The following is a 16756-nucleotide window of genomic DNA, read 5'->3' as shown; positions in this document are numbered from 1 at the left end:
TGACATGATGTCTAGAACTCTTTACCTTGGGCTTCGTGGCGATGGAAGAGAAACGTGCGTGGATCATGGTGGTGGTCACGGTCTTCGGCTATGCCGCGTACCTGATCGTCGTCCTCCGCCGGGCGGGCTCCGGCCCGCTCGTCGACATCCCTTACGTGGCACCGTTGTTGTGGACGATCGGCGCGGCCATCGCGGCTTCGATCGTGCTGAACGTCGCGGCCGCGATCACCTCACCGCGTGACGCGGGCCGCAAGGACCAGCGCGACCGCGAGATCGGCCGGTTCGGCGAGTACATCGGACAGTCGTTCGTCGTGATCGGCGGTGTCGCGGCACTCGTCATGGCGATGGCGGAGCTGGACCACTTCTGGATCGCCAACACCGTGTACCTCGCCTTCGTCCTGTCCTCCCTGCTCGGCTCGATCGCGAAGATCGCCGCCTACCGCTGGGGATTCCAGGCATGGTGAAACCGACCAAGGTCACGAACTCCATCCGCGCCCTGCGGTTCGCGAAGGGTGAGATGACCCAGGCCGAACTCGCGGACCGGATCGGCGCCACCCGCCAGACGGTGATCGCCATCGAACAGGGCCGCTACTCGCCGTCCCTGGAGATGGCCTTCCGGATCGCCAGGGTGTTCGGCGTCGCGCTCGACGACGTTTTCCAGTACCCAGACCAGGAATGAGGCCGCCGTGAAGGCGATCGCCCAGAACGAGTACGGCTCCACCGACGTCCTGACCCTGACCGACCTGCCCGAACCCGAAGCCGGACCCGGCGGGGTGGTCGTGCGGATCCGGGCGGCCGCGGTCGATCCCGGCGTCTGGCACCTCATGGAGGGCACGCCGTACTTGGTGCGGCTGATGGGTTTCGGCGTGCGGAGGCCGAAGGCCCGGGTCCGAGGGCTGGACTTCGCGGGCGTGGTGCACGCCGTCGGCGACGACGTGACCCGGTTCCGGCCGGGCGACGAGGTTTTCGGTACCTGCCAAGGTTCCTTCGCCGAATACGCACTGACCACAGTGGACAAGATCGCCCGGAAGCCCGAGCGGCTCGGCTTCGACGAAGCGGCGGCCGTTCCCATCTCCGCTTTCACCGCGCTCCAAGCGCTCCGGGACAGAGGGCGGGTCGCGCCCCGGCAGAAGGTCCTGGTCATCGGCGCCGGCGGTGGCGTCGGCACCTTCGCGGTGCAGATCGCCAAGGCGTTCGGCGCCGAGGTGGACGGCGTGTGCGGCACGGACAAGGTCGACCTCGTCCGCTCACTCGGCGCGAACCGCGTTTTCGATTACACCCGTGAGGAGTTCGGCGGCGGCTACGACCTCATCCTCGACACCGCGGGCAACCGGTCGCTGGCCTCGCTGCGGAAGGCCCTTACCCCGCAAGGCACTCTCGTCCTCGTCGGCGGCGAGAGCGACGGGAAGTGGATCGGCGCGGTGGGGCGCAACGTGCGGGCGCTGCTCCTCGGGCCGTTCGTGAAGCAGAAGCTGCGCGGCCTGTTCTCCACGGAGGACCAGGACGATCTCCAGACGCTGCGGGCGCTCGTCGAAGCCGGGAAACTGACGCCGGTCATCGACCGGGCCTACTCGCTGGCCGAGGTGCCCGAGGCCATCCGCTACGTCCGCGAAGGGCACGCGCGCGGCAAGGTCGTCATCACCGTCTGATGTTCTCCCCCATGTCGGACTCCGGCCATCTTGGCGGTGTTCGGTGTCGGAGAGCGATCCGCCGAGTGCCGAGGAGACCACCGATGTCCGTCAACCGCCGCGATCTGTTGCGAGGCGCCGCCACCGCCGGTGCGCTGGGGCTGGCCTGGCCGTTGAGTTCGCGGATGACGGTCGCGCAGGCCGAGGAGGCCGCGGCGGCGCTGGGCGCGACCTGGGACGAAGCGCCGTTCACCCTCGGGGTCGCGTCCGGCGACCCGGTCCCGTACGGCGTCGCGCTCTGGACCAGGCTCGCGCCGAAGCCGATGGAGTTCGAGCAGCCGCTGGACGACACCGTCGAGGTCGCCTGGGAGGTCGCCACCGACCGCGGGTTCCGCCGCCGCGTGGCGCACGGGACGACGGCCGCCACCGCCGGGCTCGGGCACAGCGTGCACGTCCCGGTGTCCGGGCTGGAGCCGGGCGCTCAGTACTACTACCGCTTCCACGCGCTCGGCAAGGTCAGCCGGATCGGCCGCACCCGGACCGCGCCGGTCGGGCCGGTGCGGCGGGTGCGGTTCGCCTCGGCGAACTGCCAGGCCTTCCACGACGGGTTCTACGCGGCGCACGCCGGGATCGCGCGGGAAGAGCTGGATTTCGTCGTCCACCTGGGTGACTACGTCTACGAGCACGGGCAGGTCGGCGGGAATCCGCTGCGCGACCACGAAGGCCCCGAGGTGCTGACCCTGCCGGCGTACCGGCGGCGGCACGCGCTCTACAAATCCGACCCCTCGCTGCGGGACGCCCACGCCGCCCACCCCTGGTTCGTCACCTGGGACGATCACGAGGTCGTCAACGACTACAGCGGCACCACCCCGTCTTTGCGGGCGCGGCGCTCGGCGGCGTACCAGGCCTGGTTCGAGCACATGCCGGTGCGCCCCGACCACCCCTCGACGCCGAGGATCCACCGGCAGCGCCACTGGGGCGACCTCCTCGATCTGTCCATTCTGGATCTCCGGCAGTACCGGTCGGCACAGAACCTGCCCGACGGCACGATCCTCGGCGCGGACCAGAAGGCGTGGCTCAAGGACCAGGTGACCGGCGCCGGCGAGGCGTGGCACTGCTGGGTGAACTCGATCATGCTGAGCCAGCTCGCGAAGCCCGGCGGCGGCTACATGTTCACGGACCAATGGGACGGTTTCCTCGCCGAGCGCAAGGAAGTGCTGACCCACGTGGCCCAAAGCGGCCTCGAAGACCTCGTGGTGATCACCGGCGACTGGCATTCGGCGTTCGTCGACGACATCCGCCCGGACTTCGCGGATCCGTCCACCCCGGTGATCGGCACGGAGTTCACCGCGCATTCGGTCAGCTCCGGCGCCTACTCCCCCGAATGGAACGCCACGAACGGACCGAAGATGGGCGCGGCGAACCCGCATCTCAAGTACTTCGAGGGCAACCGGTACGGCTACGACGTCTACGAGGTCACCCCGCGCCGTTGGAGCACGCATATGCGCGTGATCGGCGACCGGCGCGACCCGCGCTCCCCGGTCAGCACCCTGACGACGTTCCACGTCGACCGCGGCAGGCCCGGATCGTACGAGGACCGCTCCACCATCACGTCTCCGGCGCAGTACCGGCGACGCTAGGCCAAAAGGGGAGCCGGGAACTCAGAAGAGGGGCGAGCGACGCTCTTTCGGAGCAGCGCGGTTCACCGCGCGCGTTCTCGTTTCACCTGCCCGATGAATTCACGACAATTCTTCCGTGCGGCTAACCTTGGCATTCCAATGGGAACTAGCCGCGGGAGAATTCGATGAAGAAGAAAATCGCCGCTTTAGTCATGGCCGCCTTTTCGGCGGCCGTATTCCTGGCCGCCACGCCGGCCTCCGCGGCGACCGAAGGCAGGTTCCCACCCTACGGTTGCAACGGTGATCGCTACGGAATCCTCTTCGGCGAGGGCATTTCCCTGACCTGCTTCTCGCTGCCGAGACACTCGGAGACCTACCGGGTGGTCGCCCACTGCGCGGCCGGATCCTCCTATTGGTACACCGTCGGGCATTGGGTCCCGATCGGTTTCGGCCCGTCGACGGCGGAATGTCACGGCGCCCTGCTTTCGAGCGCGTACGTGGCCGGATATCACGTAGACGAATTCTGATATCCGAATGACTCGATGTCGATCTTGACGGCGCGGTTCAGCGTCCGCTCCCGGCAGGTCCCCACCGGCCCACTTCCGCGGTGAGCCACCGATGCAGGGAGAAGGCCAGTTCGACCGGCGCGTCGTACTGGATCAGATGCCCGGCCTCGGGAATGACGTCCAGGAGGGCACCGGGAATCGCGCCGGCGAGCCGTTCGGCCCGGTCCACCGGGATCCACGTGTCGTCGGCGCCCCAGATCACCTTCACCGGCAGCGCCAGTTCCGGATAACGGTCCTGGATCTCGTCGGTGTACCGGACGTCGGCCTCGGCGATCTGCCGGTAGAAGGCGCGTTGTCCCTCCGCGTCCAGCCAAGGCCCGGTCAGCGTGGCCAGCTGCGCGGCGGTGAGACCACGATGGGAGGCCGTCCCGATGTAGGACTCCAGCGCTCCTCGGTGCACCACCGGGGGTTGCGCCTGGAAGACCTCGGCGTTCTCCGCGACCAGCCGGAAGAACTCCGAACCCCACGGCCGCAGCGCGACGACGTCCACCAGGGCGAGCGAGGCGTATTCCGCGCCGTGCAGCAGCTTCGCGCGCAGCGAAACGGCCCCGCCGTAGTCGTGGGCGATCACGTGCGGGGCGGCCAACCCCCAATACGCGAGCAGATCGGCGAAAAGCTCGCCCTGCGTCCCGAGATCGACGGCGTGGCCGGGATCCTTCGACGAACGGCCGTACCCCGGCATGTCCCAGACGTGGACGGCGAATTCCGCGCTGAGCGCTCGCGCGAAAGGCGCCCACAGTTGCGCCGACCACGGTGTCCCGTGACACAGCACCACCGGGGCGCCTTCGCCGAGGCGTTCCCACGCCACCGAACGGCCACGCCATTCGAACGTCCGCGACAACTCCAGCTCGCCGAAACCCATGACCTCGATCGTAGTGGCGGCCGCCCGCTCAGTCCGGCAGTTGCAGTTCCGTATGCCGTTTGGACAGCATCTCCGCCAGCTCACGGAGTTTGACGTTCATGTTCTGCGACGTGTGCCGCAGCACCTCGAACGCCTCCGCGGCGTCGATCCCGCGCCGCGCCATCAGGATGCCCTTGGCCTGCCCGATCGCGTCGCGGCTGTCGAGCGCCTGCTGGAGCTGCTCCTCCTGGAGCTGGCCTCGCGTGACCGCGTGCGTCGTCGCCAAGGCCAGTGACGCGTGCGTCGCCAGAAGCAGCAGCACGTCGCGGTCGGCCTTGGCGATGCCGTGCGGGCTGCGCGAATAGACGTTCAGCGCGCCGGAAGGCTGCGAACTCGACGCCTCCGGCAGGAGTGCCGTCGAGACCAGCGAATGGAACCCGAGCGCCGCGGCGGCGGGACCGAAGCGCGGCCATCGAGCGTCTTCCGCCAGATTGTCGCTGAACGCCGCCGCCGGCCCCGAAACCCGCGCCGCTTCGACGCAAGCACCCTCGCCGTACTGGTACTGCAGCTGATCCAGATCGCCGGCGATCTCGTCGGTCCGCACCGGCGTGTGGAACCCTCCGTCGGGATCGAGGAGGGTGACGCTGACCAGATCCGCGCCCGGTACCAGGTCACGCGTCGCGAAGACCACCCGTTCGAGTACCGCCGCGATCGAACCGGAATCCAGCAACGCCCTGGTCAGGGCCACGAACTGGGTGACCAGTGGCCCAGCGATGAGCCGGGCGCCGTTCTCTGAGGTCACCGGCAGGTCGCCGTCGCCGACATCCTCGACGAATCGGTTCTTGTCCTGCTGCCAGTCGAATTCATCGGCCAAAGCCCGCCTCTCCCACTTCTGCACATCGGCGTGATGCACCACGGGAGTCACCGGCGGGAACCGGCGCCGAGCGCGCACCATCAACCGCCGCAACCAACCCGGTTACCGGCGGATCGGCGCTAACTTCTCAACGCTCAGAACCGCTTTCGGAAACCGACCTTAGCCGAATGCGATCACCCGGCCTACCGCGACCCACGTTCCGCCCGTCACGAATCACCTCCTTCGGTCGTGCCGACGATGAACGGTTCGTCCACCTGGCGTAACTCCGCATCGGCCCGTCGGCTCCCGGCTCATGTTTCACCTCGGGCCGCCGTGGTACCCGGGCCGGTGTCGCCGAGAACCCCGGGGGTGATCACTGTGTCCACGCTCCAGGCCGCGGAGCAGCGACGGGTCATCGCCGAATGCTTCGCGCGCACAGGGCTCACCCTGGAGCAACTGTGGCTGAGGTATTTCGCGCTGGGCGGTGACGTCAGCGAAGCCGACTTGGCGGCCTACCTGAGGGGCGTGCTCCCCCTGCCCAGCATCCAGCGGGACATGGTGGCGCACGCGGTCAACGAGCGGCTCGACGAGCTCTCGGGTACGCGGCGGGCGCCGTACAGCCGCGACGTCGGCGACGGCAGCCGCCCCCGCGGTCTCCTGGCCGCGCTGGTGGGACTTCTCGACGGCGCCCAGCGGGTCTCTCCCGAGCGGCTGCCCGCGATCGTCGCCGCCGCGGGCCGGGCGCTCGACCTGGAGCTGACGGTCTACCTCGCCGACTACGAGCAGCGGCAGCTCCACCCCCTCCCCACCAAGTTCGCACCCGCCCGGGCGCCGCTGCCCATCGGGGCCGGCACCGCCGGACGGGCCTACCGGCACGCCGGCACCGTGCTGTCCGAGGAGCCGGGCGGGCCGCGGCTGTGGACCCCGCTCCTGGACGGCGACGAGCGGATGGGCGTGCTCGAGATCGGCGCCGTCCAGGGCGCCGACCTCCACGACCCCGCCCTGCGCACCCAGTGCCAGTGGCTCGCGTCGCTGTCCGGCCACCTCATCGCCGCCGCGATGCGCTACGGCGACGGCCTCGACACGACCCGGCGCCGGAGGTGGCGCGGCCCCACCGCCGAGCTGCTCTGGCAGAACCTGCCGCCGCTGACGGCGGCGACGGGCGACTTCGTGGTCGCGGGCGGCGTCGAGCCCGCCTACGACGTTCGCGGAGTGTCCTTCGACTACGCCCTTTCCGAAACGACGGCGTGGCTGGCGATCTTCGACGCGGGCCGGGACACCGGGCCCGCGGGTCTGGCGGTCTCGACGGCGCTCGCTGCCTATCGATCGGCCCGTCGCGAAGGCCAGGATCTACGCGGCCAGGAAAGCGCTGTCGACAAAGCGCTTTCGGCGCAGTTCCCTGACGGCACCACGGTCCGCGGCACGCTGACCGAAGTGGACCTCACCCGAGGCACACTGCGCCATCTCGAAGCGGGCGGCGAACCACCGCTCGTGTTCGGCACCGGGCACGGGCCGGCCACAGTGGACAGTGCGCGGCGGCCACCGTTCGGCGACGGCGGCCCCGGGCACATCACGACCGCTCACCTCCGGCCCGGAGAGCTCCTAGTCCTGCACACCGAAGGCCTCACGGGAGCGCGCACCGCCGACCGTGAACGGTTCGCGCTCGCCGACAGCCTGGCCGCCGGTGCCGGGCACGTACCGCCGGAAATCGTCCGCCGCGTGCTCGACGCGGCGAAGTCCCACCACGGCAGCGATTTCACGGGCGACGCCGGACTGCTGATCGCCTACTGGCCAGGAACGCGGTGAAGAGGTTCAGCCGCGGAAATCGACGTCTTCCGCCTTGACCGTCCCTCCCTTCCGGCCCGGCGCGACCTGGTGCCGCCAGTACAGGTTCGTGTGCGCGATGACCTGCTCCGGCGTCGGCGCGCCCCACTCCGATTTGTCGAAGGTCGTGTGCGCGTCACCGACCAGCGTCGCGTCGTACCCGCGGACCATCGCGCCGTGCAGGGTCGAACGGATACAGGCGTCGGTCTCCGCCCCGACGACCACGAGCCGCCCGACCCCGCGCTCGGCGAGCACCTGCTCCAGATCGGTGTCCTCGAACGAGTCCCCATAGGACTTTTCGACGAGAGGCTCGGAGTCTTCACGGTCCAGCTCGCCGACGATGCGCCACTCTTCGCTGTCCCGCACGAGTTCATCGTCGGAATGCTGCACCCAGACGACCGGCACGCCTTCCCTGCGCGCCCTGCCGACGAGCCCGCCGATTTTCGCGACCACGGCGTCGCGCTCGTGAGCCTCGTCGACGACGCCGTTCTGGACGTCGACGACGAGGAGCGCGGTGTTCGGCCGGTTGACGAGTGTGGTCATCGCGGATATCCCTCCAGGTCAGGCTGCTGTGGCAGACCTTAACCCCGGGCACCGACAAGATCCGTCGATCAAGCGCCCGGGACGGCCAGCGCCTTCGCGTTGCGACGGACGTCGGACCACGCCCCGTCACGGCACAATCCGCAGGACGGGCCGAAGAACTCCGCGCGGGCCCGCTCGTCGCCGGAGAGCCAGAACCGGAACCACGCCGTGATCGCGCCGCGGAACCCGCCCCCGTCGCCGACCGGCGTGAAATGGGTCGCTCCGCCGAGTTCGCCGTAGATCGCGGGGACCTGGTCCGCCAGGCGGTACCGCGGAATGACCAGCAGCCCGGGAACGACGATGGTGTCGAACTGCCCGCCCAGGAAGAACGAGGGACCCTTCAGCGCCGCGGCCGAGCCCTGCGGTCCGGGTTCGATCGGGATCGTCGTGGTGACGCGGGCGTCCGCGCCGGCGACGATCGCCCCGCCGCCGCCCTGGGAGTGGCCGGTGGCACCGATGTGCGCCGTGTCGATCTTCCCTTGGTACGGGCTGCCGGGACGGGAGTTCTCGGCGATCAGGGTCGTGGCCCCGGCCAGCATCTCCTGACCGGAACCCGCGTTCGGCGTGTCGGCCGCCGCGACCACGAAACCGTGGGACGCCAGATGCCGCAACAAGCCGTCATAGATCTTCGGGCCGGCACCGGTCCCGTTGCCCCACAGGATCACCGGGTGCTTCTCCAGCCGCGAAGGCCGGTACATGGTATGCGTGCTGTCGAGGGCTTCGACTGTCACCGTGTAGGGCCCTGGTTCACTCCACCGGCTCGCGATGCCGGTCTCGGCCGTCGCGGCGGGCGCGATGCCCACGGTCGCGAGCGCGACCATCCCGGCGATCAGTATCCGTGCGCGAAGTCTCCCCATCGTGGCCACCGTCCCGTTCCGTCCGGGCCCCGTTGCCCGCGACGCACCTCCCAGCGTGTCGGCACGGTCACCGTAGGTCCATGGGGCCGATCACAAGATCGGGCGAACGAGTCTTGTGATCGGCCCCAAAACCGGGGTCAGCCGATCAGCTGCCACAGGTAGCTGGGGCTCTTGACCGGCGCGACGGCGTTCTTCTTCCAGAGGTACTTGACCTTGCACGGCGGGACGATCCGGTACTTCTGCACGGTGAACGAGCGCGCTTCCTTGTACTGCTGCAACCGCAACGTCTTCCCGGCGGGCACCGTCGCGGAATAGGACCAGGAATCGGACTTCGAGTAGCTCGCGCCGACGCTCACGGCCAGCGAGACACTCGCCTTCGCGAAGATGACGCCCGCCTCGGCACTGGTCGTACCGGTGATGGACGCGTTGACCGACGACGTCGTGGTCTTGTTGTAGGTGATCGTCCCCGGCCCGCGCAGGTAGTCGCTGCGGAGATTCGTCTTCATCCAGGCCTTGGCGCCGTTCGAGATCGTGTAGTCGGGCGGATCGTTGACCTCGGGGCAGGGCTGGATCGCGAGCGACCGCGCCCCGGCCCCGAGTGCCGCGGGCGCCACGCACAGCGCGCAACCGAGAAGGACAGAAGCGGCCACCGACCGGAAACGCATCGCGAACCTCCCGTTGTCGATCATGACCGAACGGTAATACGGCTCCCGGCGACGGCGCGGAAATCCAACCTGTTCGAGTTACGGAAATTCGCGTGTCCGAACGGACGACAGGCGTGATCAGGTGGACGACACGCGGCGGAGCCCGTCCGGTGCAGGTCACCGCACTGTCCACTGTGGCCTGTCACCCGAAAGCCGAAAGCCCGTCCAGCAGCCTGTCGACGTCCTCGGTGCTGGTGTACGGTGCCAGCCCGACGCGGAGCGCGGGGTCCTCCAGCTTCAGGGCCGCGAAGACTTCGTATGCGTAAAAGGATCCCGCCGGTGCGACGACGTTCCTCTCGGCGAGGTACTCCTGCGCCTCGCGCTCGCGGCCGCCGAGGCCCATCAGGACGGTCGGCGTCCGGTCGGCGGCCTTGCCGTGGACGGTGACGGCGTCGCCCAGTCCCTTCTCCAACCGGGCGAGCAGCAGGCTTTCGTGCTCGTGCAACGAGTTCATCGAGTTCGCCAGCCGCGCCCGCCGCGATCCGGCCGATCCCGGGTCGAGCGCGGCGAGGAAGTCCACGGCCGCCGTCGCGCCCGCGAGTATTTCGTACGGCAGCGTCCCGAATTCGAACCGTTCGGGCACGGTGTCGGGCGACGGCATGAGCTTGTCCGGCTCGACGGTTTCGAGGAGTGACGGCGACGCGCCGAGCACCCCGCAGTGCGGGCCGAGGAACTTGTAGGGCGAGCAGACGAAGAAATCCGCTCCCAGCGCGGGAACGTCCACCAGGTCGTGGGCGGCGTAGTGGACTCCGTCCACGAACACCAGCGCCCCGGCGTCGTGGGCGAGATCGGCGATCCGGCGGATCGGCGGCTTCGTGCCGAGGACGTTCGAGGCCGCCGTGACCGCGACCAGCTTCGTCCTTTCGGTGAGGACCAGCGTATCGAGGTCGAGTTCGGTGGTCTCGGGATCGACGTCGAGCCAGCGGACGGTCATCCCGGCTCGGTCCGCGGCCTGGACCCACGGCCGGACGTTGGCGTCGTGATCGAGACGGCTGACGACGATCTCGTCGCCCGCACGCCAGTTTTTGGCCAGGTGCCGGGAAAAGTCGTACGTCAGCTGAGTGGCGCTGCGGCTGTGGACGACACCTTCGGCGGGCACACCGAGGAAGTCGGCGTACGCGGCACGGAACGCGGCGACGGCGTTCTCCGCGTTGAGTTCGGACGGGCTGACCATGCCCCGGTTCGACAGCGGACCGGTGAGCGTCCGGGCGATGGCGTCGGCGACGGGCCGGGGTGTCTGGGTACCCGCGGGCCCGTCGAAGAAGGCGGTTCCGTCGGCGAGGGAAGGGAAGTGCAGCCGGAGGGCGGCGACGTCGATGGCCATGCCCTCGACTCTGACATTCGACGGGGGACCGAGTAAACGCTTCGTGGCCGGAACTTTCTCCGGCCACGAAGCGCCAGGACTCAGTACAGCTTCAACCGGTACGCGCCGGACTGCGCGGTGCCGGCGAACAGATACCGGCCGTCCGCGCTGATCGCCAGGGAGAGCACCCTGGGATCGGGCAGCGCGCCGGGCACGGGCGACCAGGTGCGGCCGAAGTCCGTGCTGCGCAGCACGCCTCCCCCGGTCGCGTCGCTCGCGAACCACACCCGGAAGTCGAACGGATGCGGCAGGATGCGGCTGATCTCACGGGGGTCCTCGCCGTCGCGGACCCGGCGGAACGTCCGGCCGCCGTCCTCGCTCAGGTGGATGCCCGCGCCGCCGATGAGCACGCGGCCGCCACCCCACCGGCTGACGGAGATCGAACTGACCGGTTGGCTCGTGACGTGGGTCCAGGTCTTGCCGCCGTCGTCCGACCGGGACAGGCCGCCGGAGTCCCCGCCCCAGACCCGGTTCGGGTTCCACGGATCACCGGCGAACGTGGTGAAGCCACTGTCGACCGAGAGCTTTTCCCAGGTCTTCCCGGCGTCGTCGCTGCGGTGGAGCACGTAACCGCTGGGCGCGAAGGCCGAGACGATGATCCGGTCCGGATCGGCCGGGTGAGCGAAGATCGTCCTGGGGAGCCCTTCCTTCGCCTTCGCCGCGAACTGCCAGCTCCGCCCGCCGTCGCCGCTGCGCAGCACGTCGAGCGAGAACCCGTTCCTGGTGACCTGCCAGACGACGTCCGGGCGGCCCGGCGAGACGGACAGGCTCGCGTCCTCGTGCAGCCGGTCGGTGGGGTGCGACTGCCAGACCCGGTCCGTCGCGGAGACCTTGCCGCGCGGGAGCGGGGTGTTGTAGATCTCCTGCACACCGGCCGCGACGACGCTCTCCCGCAGGAGGTTCCCGGTGGTCACGAGGTCGCGAATGGTCTCACCGGGCACGCCGATCTGCTGGTATCCGCTCTTGCCGCCATCGGCGTACACGCCGCGGTACAGCGAGGAGATCAGCGTGGTGGCGGGTTTGCCCGGCGCGGCGGGAAGCTCGATCATGTCGCTGACGCCTTCGCCCGGGGCGGGCACCGGTTTGCGGATCCAGGTGCGGCCGAAGTCCGGGCTGACGTCTATGTCGTTATACGTCGAGACGTACAGCCGTCCGCCGACGAAACGCGGTTCGCGCAGGGTCTGCCCGGCGGGCTCGCGGCGCAGCACCGTCCAGGTCTTGCCACCGTCGGTGGAGCCGTGCAGTTCGGAGCCGACCGTGACCACGAGGCGCCCGCCGTCCGCGGCGACCTGATTGACCTCGCCGTTCGTCCGGTAGACGAGTTCGGCCTTCGGCTCCTTGCCGCTGACCCCGCGAACCACCCAGAGCGCGTATTCGGGGTAGACCGTCGTGAAGTAGGCGTCGTCGCCGACCATCGTGAGCTTGAGCGCGCCGACCGGCGAGGCGATCCCTTCGCGCGGCCAGGTCCTCGGCACGTCGTTCCAGTTTTCGCCGCCGTCGATGCTGACGCTCAGCGAGTCGAGGTTCTGCACCACGACGACCCGGCCTGTCGGGTCCGTGGCCATCCCGAACGCGCCGTCGGGGTACCACTCGCGCAGAGTCTCCCAGGTCTGGCCACGGTCGGTGGTCCGCAGGAACATCCCGTGCCACTCGCCGGGCATCCCGCCGGGCGAGTTGCCCACCGCGAGCATCCGGTCCGGGTTCACCGGATCGGCGAAGAATCCCTGGATGGACGTGTCCGCCGGCAGGCCCCTGCGCACGGTCCACGAGGCGCCGCGGTCGCCGGAGAGCCACAGGGCGGGCGGGCCGGGCACCATCATCGCGAGCCCAGCGGGTGAAACCGCCAGCAGCCCGCCGACGCTGTTCGGGCCGACCGGGTCCCAGGCGCCGTGCGGCTGTCCGGTCGCGTTGACCTCGGCAGGCGGCAGCTGGGGTTCGGCGGTGGCCACCGACGTCGCCCCGGTGGTCCCGAGAGCCGTCAGCAGTCCGAGAACGAACATGCGTTTGGTGATCGATCTCAGTTTCATGCGGGAGATCTTGGCGCAAGTTCCCCCAAAGGTATAGAGGATTCGTCGGATCTTTGCCTGTCGATAACCCCTTGCCATCCCGGTGAGGCCTTGTCAAGGCTTGACATGAGCCGAACTCATCGGATCACTAACGGACGACGACCGCTATCAGCGCGGTGGCGAGCAAGGCGAGGTACGCGATGGCGTGGGCGCGATCCGGGATGCGGCCGACCACCCGGCGGATCACGGCGATGGCGGGCAGCGACCCGCACAGCAGCGCGCCCGCGGCCACCAGGTCGATGTAGCCGAGATGGGCGGCGCCCGGGGCCGGACCCGTCGCCGCGAAGGCGTAGACGGCCGTGCCGATCACCGCCACCGGCAGGCTCAGCGGGTTCGCCAGCGCGGCCGCGTCGGCCATCGGCAAACCCTTGCGCCGCATGAGCGGGACGGTGAGGACACTGCCCCCGACCCCGAGGAAGCTCGCCACGGCACCGATTCCGATCCCGCCCGCGCTGATGGTGAACCCGCCGAGCGCACGCGGCCTGCCGTCGTCCCGCCTGCTCACGAACCCCTTCCGGGCCACGCTGTCGGCGATGGTCAGCGCGAGATAAGCGACGAAGAGCCAGCGCAGCACGCCCTCGTCGGCCATGGTCGCCGCGAACGACCCGAGCACGGCGCCCAGGCCGATGAACGCGATGAGCGGCCACAGGTAGTCGCGGCGAAGCCGTCCAGTCCGCAGTTGCGCGGCGGTCGCGCTCCCGGCGTTGACCACCATCACCGCGGTCGACGTGGCCACCGCCACGTGCATCGCGGACGACGCGTTCTCCGGGTCGGCGAGCGCGAAGGCGTAGACGACGGGAACGGTGACGAATCCGCCGCCGAATCCGAAAAGGACGGTGGTGACCCCGCTCAGGCAGCCGAACCCGAGGAGCACCGCGATCTCGATCAGCACTCCTGCGACGGTAGGCGCCCTGGGCGCGGCGGGCATTCGAAAGAACGCCACTTTCTTTCGCGTATCGGACATCCGGCGTACGCTGGGTGAGGTGCGCGACATCCCCATCGACGAGGTCGACCACCTCGACCGCGCGGTGGTGGCCATCCGCACCGATTACCCGCCGGGGCACCGGATCCTGCCGCATCGGCACCGGCGGGCGCAGTTCCTCTACAGCGCGACGGGATCGATGCGGGTCGAAACGGCCGACGGCACGTGGACCATCCCGACGCGGCGGGCGGTGCTCGTGCCGCCGGAAACGGTCCATCAGGTCTTCACCACGACTGTGAGCACCCGGAGCCTGTACATCGAGCCGAAGGCGGTGCCGTGGTTCCCGCGCCGCTGCCAGGTCGTCGAAGTCTCCGCACTGCTCCGCGAACTCCTGAACGAGGCCGTCGGCGTGCCCGAGCTGTACACCCCGCGCGGGCGGGACGCCGCGGTCATCGGCCTGGCCCTGCACGAGATCCGCCGGGCCGCCCCGGTCCGCCTCGATCTCCCGCTGCCCAAGCACGACCGGCTGCGCGCCCTGTGCGAGTCCTTTTTGGACGATCCGGACATCCACGATCCGGCCGGCGGCTGGGCCGCCCGGCTGCACGTGAGCGAGCGGACGCTGAACCGGCTCTTCACCACCGAAACCGGGATGGGTTTCGCCCGCTGGCGGCAGCGGGCCTGCGTCCTGCATTCCCTCTCGCTGCTGTCGGACGGTCTTCCCATCGCCGGGATCGCCGCCTCGCTCGGCTACGAGAGCCCCGCCGCGTTCTCCACGATGTTCGCCCGGCTTCTCGGCACCTCGCCGAAGGACTATCGCGCCGCGTCGTCGCTCTGATCGCCGTGTCTCAAAGTGAGACACGAGGCCACTCCCAAGCTGCCGTCGCCGCCCCTACCTTCCGTTCAAGCCCAGGCGAACAAGGGAGTCATCGCATGAGCAAGAACGTACTCGTCACCGGTGCGGCACGAGGAATCGGAAAGGGGATCGCGCTCCGGCTCGCCGCCGACGGGCACGACGTCGCGGTCAACGACGTCGCCGCCCACGAAGCGGAACTCGAAGCGGTCGCCAAGGAGATCCGCGAAACGGGACGGCGCTCCGCGGCGATCACTGCGGACGTGGCGGACTCGGAATCGGTCACCGCCATGGTCGCCGAAACCGCCGGCGCGCTGGGTTCCCTCGACGTCATGGTGGCGAACGCGGGGATCGCGCAGGTCCTGCCGCTGCTCGAAGTGACCCCGGAGGACTGGGACCGGATGATGGCCGTCAACGCGCGCGGCATCTTCCTCTGTTACCAGGCCGCGGCGAAGCAGATGATCCGGCAGGGGAACGGCGGCAAGATCATCGGCGCGGCCTCCATCGTCGCCCATCGCCCGTTCGCGTTGCTCGGCCACTATTCCGCGTCCAAATGGGCGGTGCGCGGGCTGACCCAGGCCGCCGCGATGGAATGGGCGCGCCACGGCATCACCGTCAACGCGTACTGCCCCGGCATCGTCGGGACGGCCATGTGGGACCTCATCGACGAGAAACTGGCGGAATCGGAAGGAATCCGGAAGGGACAGGCGATCGAGAAGTACTCGAACCTGATCCATCTCGGGCGCGTCTCCGTTCCCGAGGACGTGGCGGCGTACGTCTCCTATCTCGCCTCGCCGGATTCCGACTACATGACCGGCCAATCGGTGATGATCGACGGGGGAATCCAGTTCTCATGATCTTCATCACGGCGAAGTTCCGGGTCCGCCCCGAACACGCGGACCGATGGCCGGAGATCGCGCGCGAGTTCACCGAAGCGACCCGGGCCGAGCCCGGTTGTCTTTGGTACGACTGGGCTCGCAGCCTCGACGACCCGGACGAATACGTGCTCGTCGAAGCGTTCCGCGACGACGAGGCGGGTGCCGCCCACGTCGGTTCGGAACATTTCCGCACGGCCCAGCGCGAGCTTCCGCGGTACCTGGCCGAGACGCCGCGCATCGTCAACGCGAAGGTCGATCAGGACGATTGGTCGGAGCTGGGCGAACTGGCCGTCGAGTAGTTCCCTTGTCCCGCCTCGGTTCCGGGGCGGGACAAGGCCGCGCCGTCAGCCGCGCTGGGCCCGTGCCGCCCCGACGCAGTACACGCCGAAGGCCGCGACCCCGGCGGCCACCACGATGAGCAGTACCGTGCCGAACGGCTGAGCGGCCAAGGTCCGCAGGGCTGCGTCGAGCCCGCCGGAGCGGGCCGCGTCGTGCGTCAGCGCCGCGTAGCCGACGAGTACCGCGACCACGCCGAATACGACACCCCTTGCCACGTAACCGATCCTGCCGAGGCGCTCGACCCACCGCCGCGTCCCCGACGGGAGCCGCGAGAGGTCGAGATCCTGCAGGAAGGTCCGCCGCACGCCCTTCACCACCGAACCCACCGCGACCCCGAACACGACGACGGCCACCAAGGTCACCAGGAACGGCCCGGCGGGCAACCCGAGCAGCCGCGCGGTGAACTCCTGCTGTTTCTGGTCGCCGCTGCCCTGCTCCCCCGAGCCCATGGCGACCCTGGCCGCGTAGACGCCCAAGGAAATCCCCACCACGCAGCGCACGCCGGACGTCACCCGTTTCACGGTGCGTTTTCGCTGCTTGTCGATCCAGGTGTAACCGACAGCGGCCAGCAGCCCCTGCCACAGGCCGTAGGCCACCAGCCCCGCCGCCAGCACCCACAACAGGACGCCGCCCATCGGGGTCGAGCCGACCTCGGTGATCGCACCACGGCCGTCGGCCTCCTGGCCGCCACCGCCGACGGCGACGCGCACCGCCAGGTACCCGATGAGCAGGTACACCAGGCCGTAGCAGCCCATCCCGATCCGTCCGAGTACCTGGACGGCCGTGTTGTGGCGCACCTGTCTCGCCTTGGTCGCGGACATCCGGTCCACCTCCTCGTGAGTCTCCATCGAGTGTCGCCGCCGA

The 16756-nt window shown here is 69.4% G+C and carries 18 protein-coding genes; 9 read left to right on the top strand and 9 right to left on the bottom strand.

What is annotated here, in order from left to right:
- Window positions 1-35 precede the first annotated feature (35 nt).
- The 5 genes from NQK81_RS37330 to NQK81_RS37310 all read left to right on the top strand — a co-directional run bounded on the left by NQK81_RS37330 (window position 36) and on the right by NQK81_RS37310 (window position 3774).
- Entirely contained in the window at window positions 36-464 is a 429-nt protein-coding gene (locus tag NQK81_RS37330) for a hypothetical protein (protein WP_371878828.1), read from the top strand.
- On the top strand, window positions 458-679 hold the full coding sequence (locus NQK81_RS37325; RefSeq protein ID WP_126736070.1) for a helix-turn-helix transcriptional regulator: 222 nt from the start codon (window positions 458-460) through the stop codon (window positions 677-679). The genes NQK81_RS37330 and NQK81_RS37325 overlap by 7 nt, the downstream gene beginning before the upstream one ends.
- A gap of 7 nt (window positions 680-686) precedes the next feature.
- Window positions 687-1649, top strand: a complete 963-nt coding sequence (locus tag NQK81_RS37320) for an NAD(P)-dependent alcohol dehydrogenase (protein ID WP_257485227.1) — start codon at window positions 687-689, stop codon at window positions 1647-1649.
- A gap of 83 nt (window positions 1650-1732) precedes the next feature.
- Entirely contained in the window at window positions 1733-3268 is a 1536-nt protein-coding gene (locus NQK81_RS37315; RefSeq protein ID WP_257485226.1) for an alkaline phosphatase D family protein, read from the top strand.
- A gap of 164 nt (window positions 3269-3432) precedes the next feature.
- On the top strand, window positions 3433-3774 hold the full coding sequence (locus NQK81_RS37310; protein ID WP_126736073.1) for a hypothetical protein: 342 nt from the start codon (window positions 3433-3435) through the stop codon (window positions 3772-3774).
- Between the two features lie 37 nt (window positions 3775-3811).
- Here NQK81_RS37310 and NQK81_RS37305 read toward each other — a convergent pair whose 3' ends face one another.
- Both NQK81_RS37305 and NQK81_RS37300 read right to left on the bottom strand, forming a co-directional pair.
- Window positions 3812-4675, bottom strand: a complete 864-nt coding sequence (locus NQK81_RS37305) for an alpha/beta fold hydrolase (RefSeq protein WP_257485225.1) — start codon at window positions 4673-4675, stop codon at window positions 3812-3814.
- A gap of 28 nt (window positions 4676-4703) precedes the next feature.
- Window positions 4704-5528, bottom strand: a complete 825-nt coding sequence (locus NQK81_RS37300; protein ID WP_371878827.1) for a GAF and ANTAR domain-containing protein — start codon at window positions 5526-5528, stop codon at window positions 4704-4706.
- Between the two features lie 357 nt (window positions 5529-5885).
- Between NQK81_RS37300 and NQK81_RS37295 the strand changes: the two genes are divergently transcribed.
- Complete coding sequence (locus NQK81_RS37295) at window positions 5886-7313, top strand: PP2C family protein-serine/threonine phosphatase (RefSeq protein ID WP_257485223.1); 1428 nt, start codon at window positions 5886-5888, stop codon at window positions 7311-7313.
- 6 nt (window positions 7314-7319) lie between these two features.
- On the opposite strand, the gene NQK81_RS37290 is transcribed toward NQK81_RS37295, so the two are convergent.
- The 6 genes from NQK81_RS37290 to NQK81_RS37265 all read right to left on the bottom strand — a co-directional run bounded on the left by NQK81_RS37290 (window position 7320) and on the right by NQK81_RS37265 (window position 13795).
- Window positions 7320-7874 carry an isochorismatase family protein gene (locus NQK81_RS37290; RefSeq protein ID WP_257485222.1) on the bottom strand — a complete coding sequence of 185 codons (555 nt, stop codon included), beginning with the start codon at window positions 7872-7874 and terminating at the stop codon, window positions 7320-7322.
- A 68-nt stretch (window positions 7875-7942) separates the two neighbouring features.
- Complete coding sequence (locus tag NQK81_RS37285) at window positions 7943-8770, bottom strand: poly(ethylene terephthalate) hydrolase family protein (RefSeq protein ID WP_257485221.1); 828 nt, start codon at window positions 8768-8770, stop codon at window positions 7943-7945.
- 137 nt (window positions 8771-8907) lie between these two features.
- A complete protein-coding gene (locus tag NQK81_RS37280; protein ID WP_257485220.1) occupies window positions 8908-9459 on the bottom strand; it encodes a hypothetical protein in 552 nt (183 codons plus the stop codon).
- Between the two features lie 157 nt (window positions 9460-9616).
- The gene (locus tag NQK81_RS37275) at window positions 9617-10798 is read right to left on the bottom strand and encodes a cysteine desulfurase-like protein (protein WP_257485219.1); all 1182 of its coding nucleotides are present in this window, start codon (window positions 10796-10798) and stop codon (window positions 9617-9619) included.
- An 80-nt stretch (window positions 10799-10878) separates the two neighbouring features.
- Complete coding sequence (locus NQK81_RS37270) at window positions 10879-12864, bottom strand: peptidase S8/S53 subtilisin kexin sedolisin (protein ID WP_257485218.1); 1986 nt, start codon at window positions 12862-12864, stop codon at window positions 10879-10881.
- 127 nt (window positions 12865-12991) lie between these two features.
- Window positions 12992-13795, bottom strand: a complete 804-nt coding sequence (locus NQK81_RS37265; RefSeq protein ID WP_257485217.1) for a sulfite exporter TauE/SafE family protein — start codon at window positions 13793-13795, stop codon at window positions 12992-12994.
- Window positions 13796-13886: 91 nt separating this feature from the next.
- Here NQK81_RS37265 and NQK81_RS37260 point away from each other — a divergent pair, with 91 nt between their 5' ends.
- From NQK81_RS37260 to NQK81_RS37250, 3 genes are all read left to right on the top strand, one after another.
- Window positions 13887-14660: an AraC family transcriptional regulator gene (locus tag NQK81_RS37260; protein ID WP_257485216.1), complete on the top strand. Its 774-nt coding sequence runs from the start codon at window positions 13887-13889 to the stop codon at window positions 14658-14660.
- Between the two features lie 95 nt (window positions 14661-14755).
- Window positions 14756-15532: an acetoin reductase gene (locus tag NQK81_RS37255; protein WP_257485215.1), complete on the top strand. Its 777-nt coding sequence runs from the start codon at window positions 14756-14758 to the stop codon at window positions 15530-15532.
- Window positions 15529-15852 (top strand): putative quinol monooxygenase, encoded by a 324-nt coding sequence (locus NQK81_RS37250; protein WP_257485214.1) that lies wholly within the window; start codon window positions 15529-15531, stop codon window positions 15850-15852. Before NQK81_RS37255 ends, NQK81_RS37250 begins: the two co-directional genes overlap by 4 nt.
- A 45-nt stretch (window positions 15853-15897) precedes the next feature.
- On the opposite strand, the gene NQK81_RS37245 is transcribed toward NQK81_RS37250, so the two are convergent.
- Window positions 15898-16713: a DUF1206 domain-containing protein gene (locus tag NQK81_RS37245; RefSeq protein ID WP_257485213.1), complete on the bottom strand. Its 816-nt coding sequence runs from the start codon at window positions 16711-16713 to the stop codon at window positions 15898-15900.
- Between the last annotated feature and the right edge of the window lie 43 nt (window positions 16714-16756).

This window comes from Amycolatopsis roodepoortensis (assembly GCF_024628825.1).
Taxonomy (GTDB): Bacteria; Actinomycetota; Actinomycetes; order Mycobacteriales; family Pseudonocardiaceae; genus Amycolatopsis; species Amycolatopsis roodepoortensis.
Note: the sequence above shows the minus strand (reverse complement) of the source record. Positions and strands in the feature narration are given on the sequence as shown.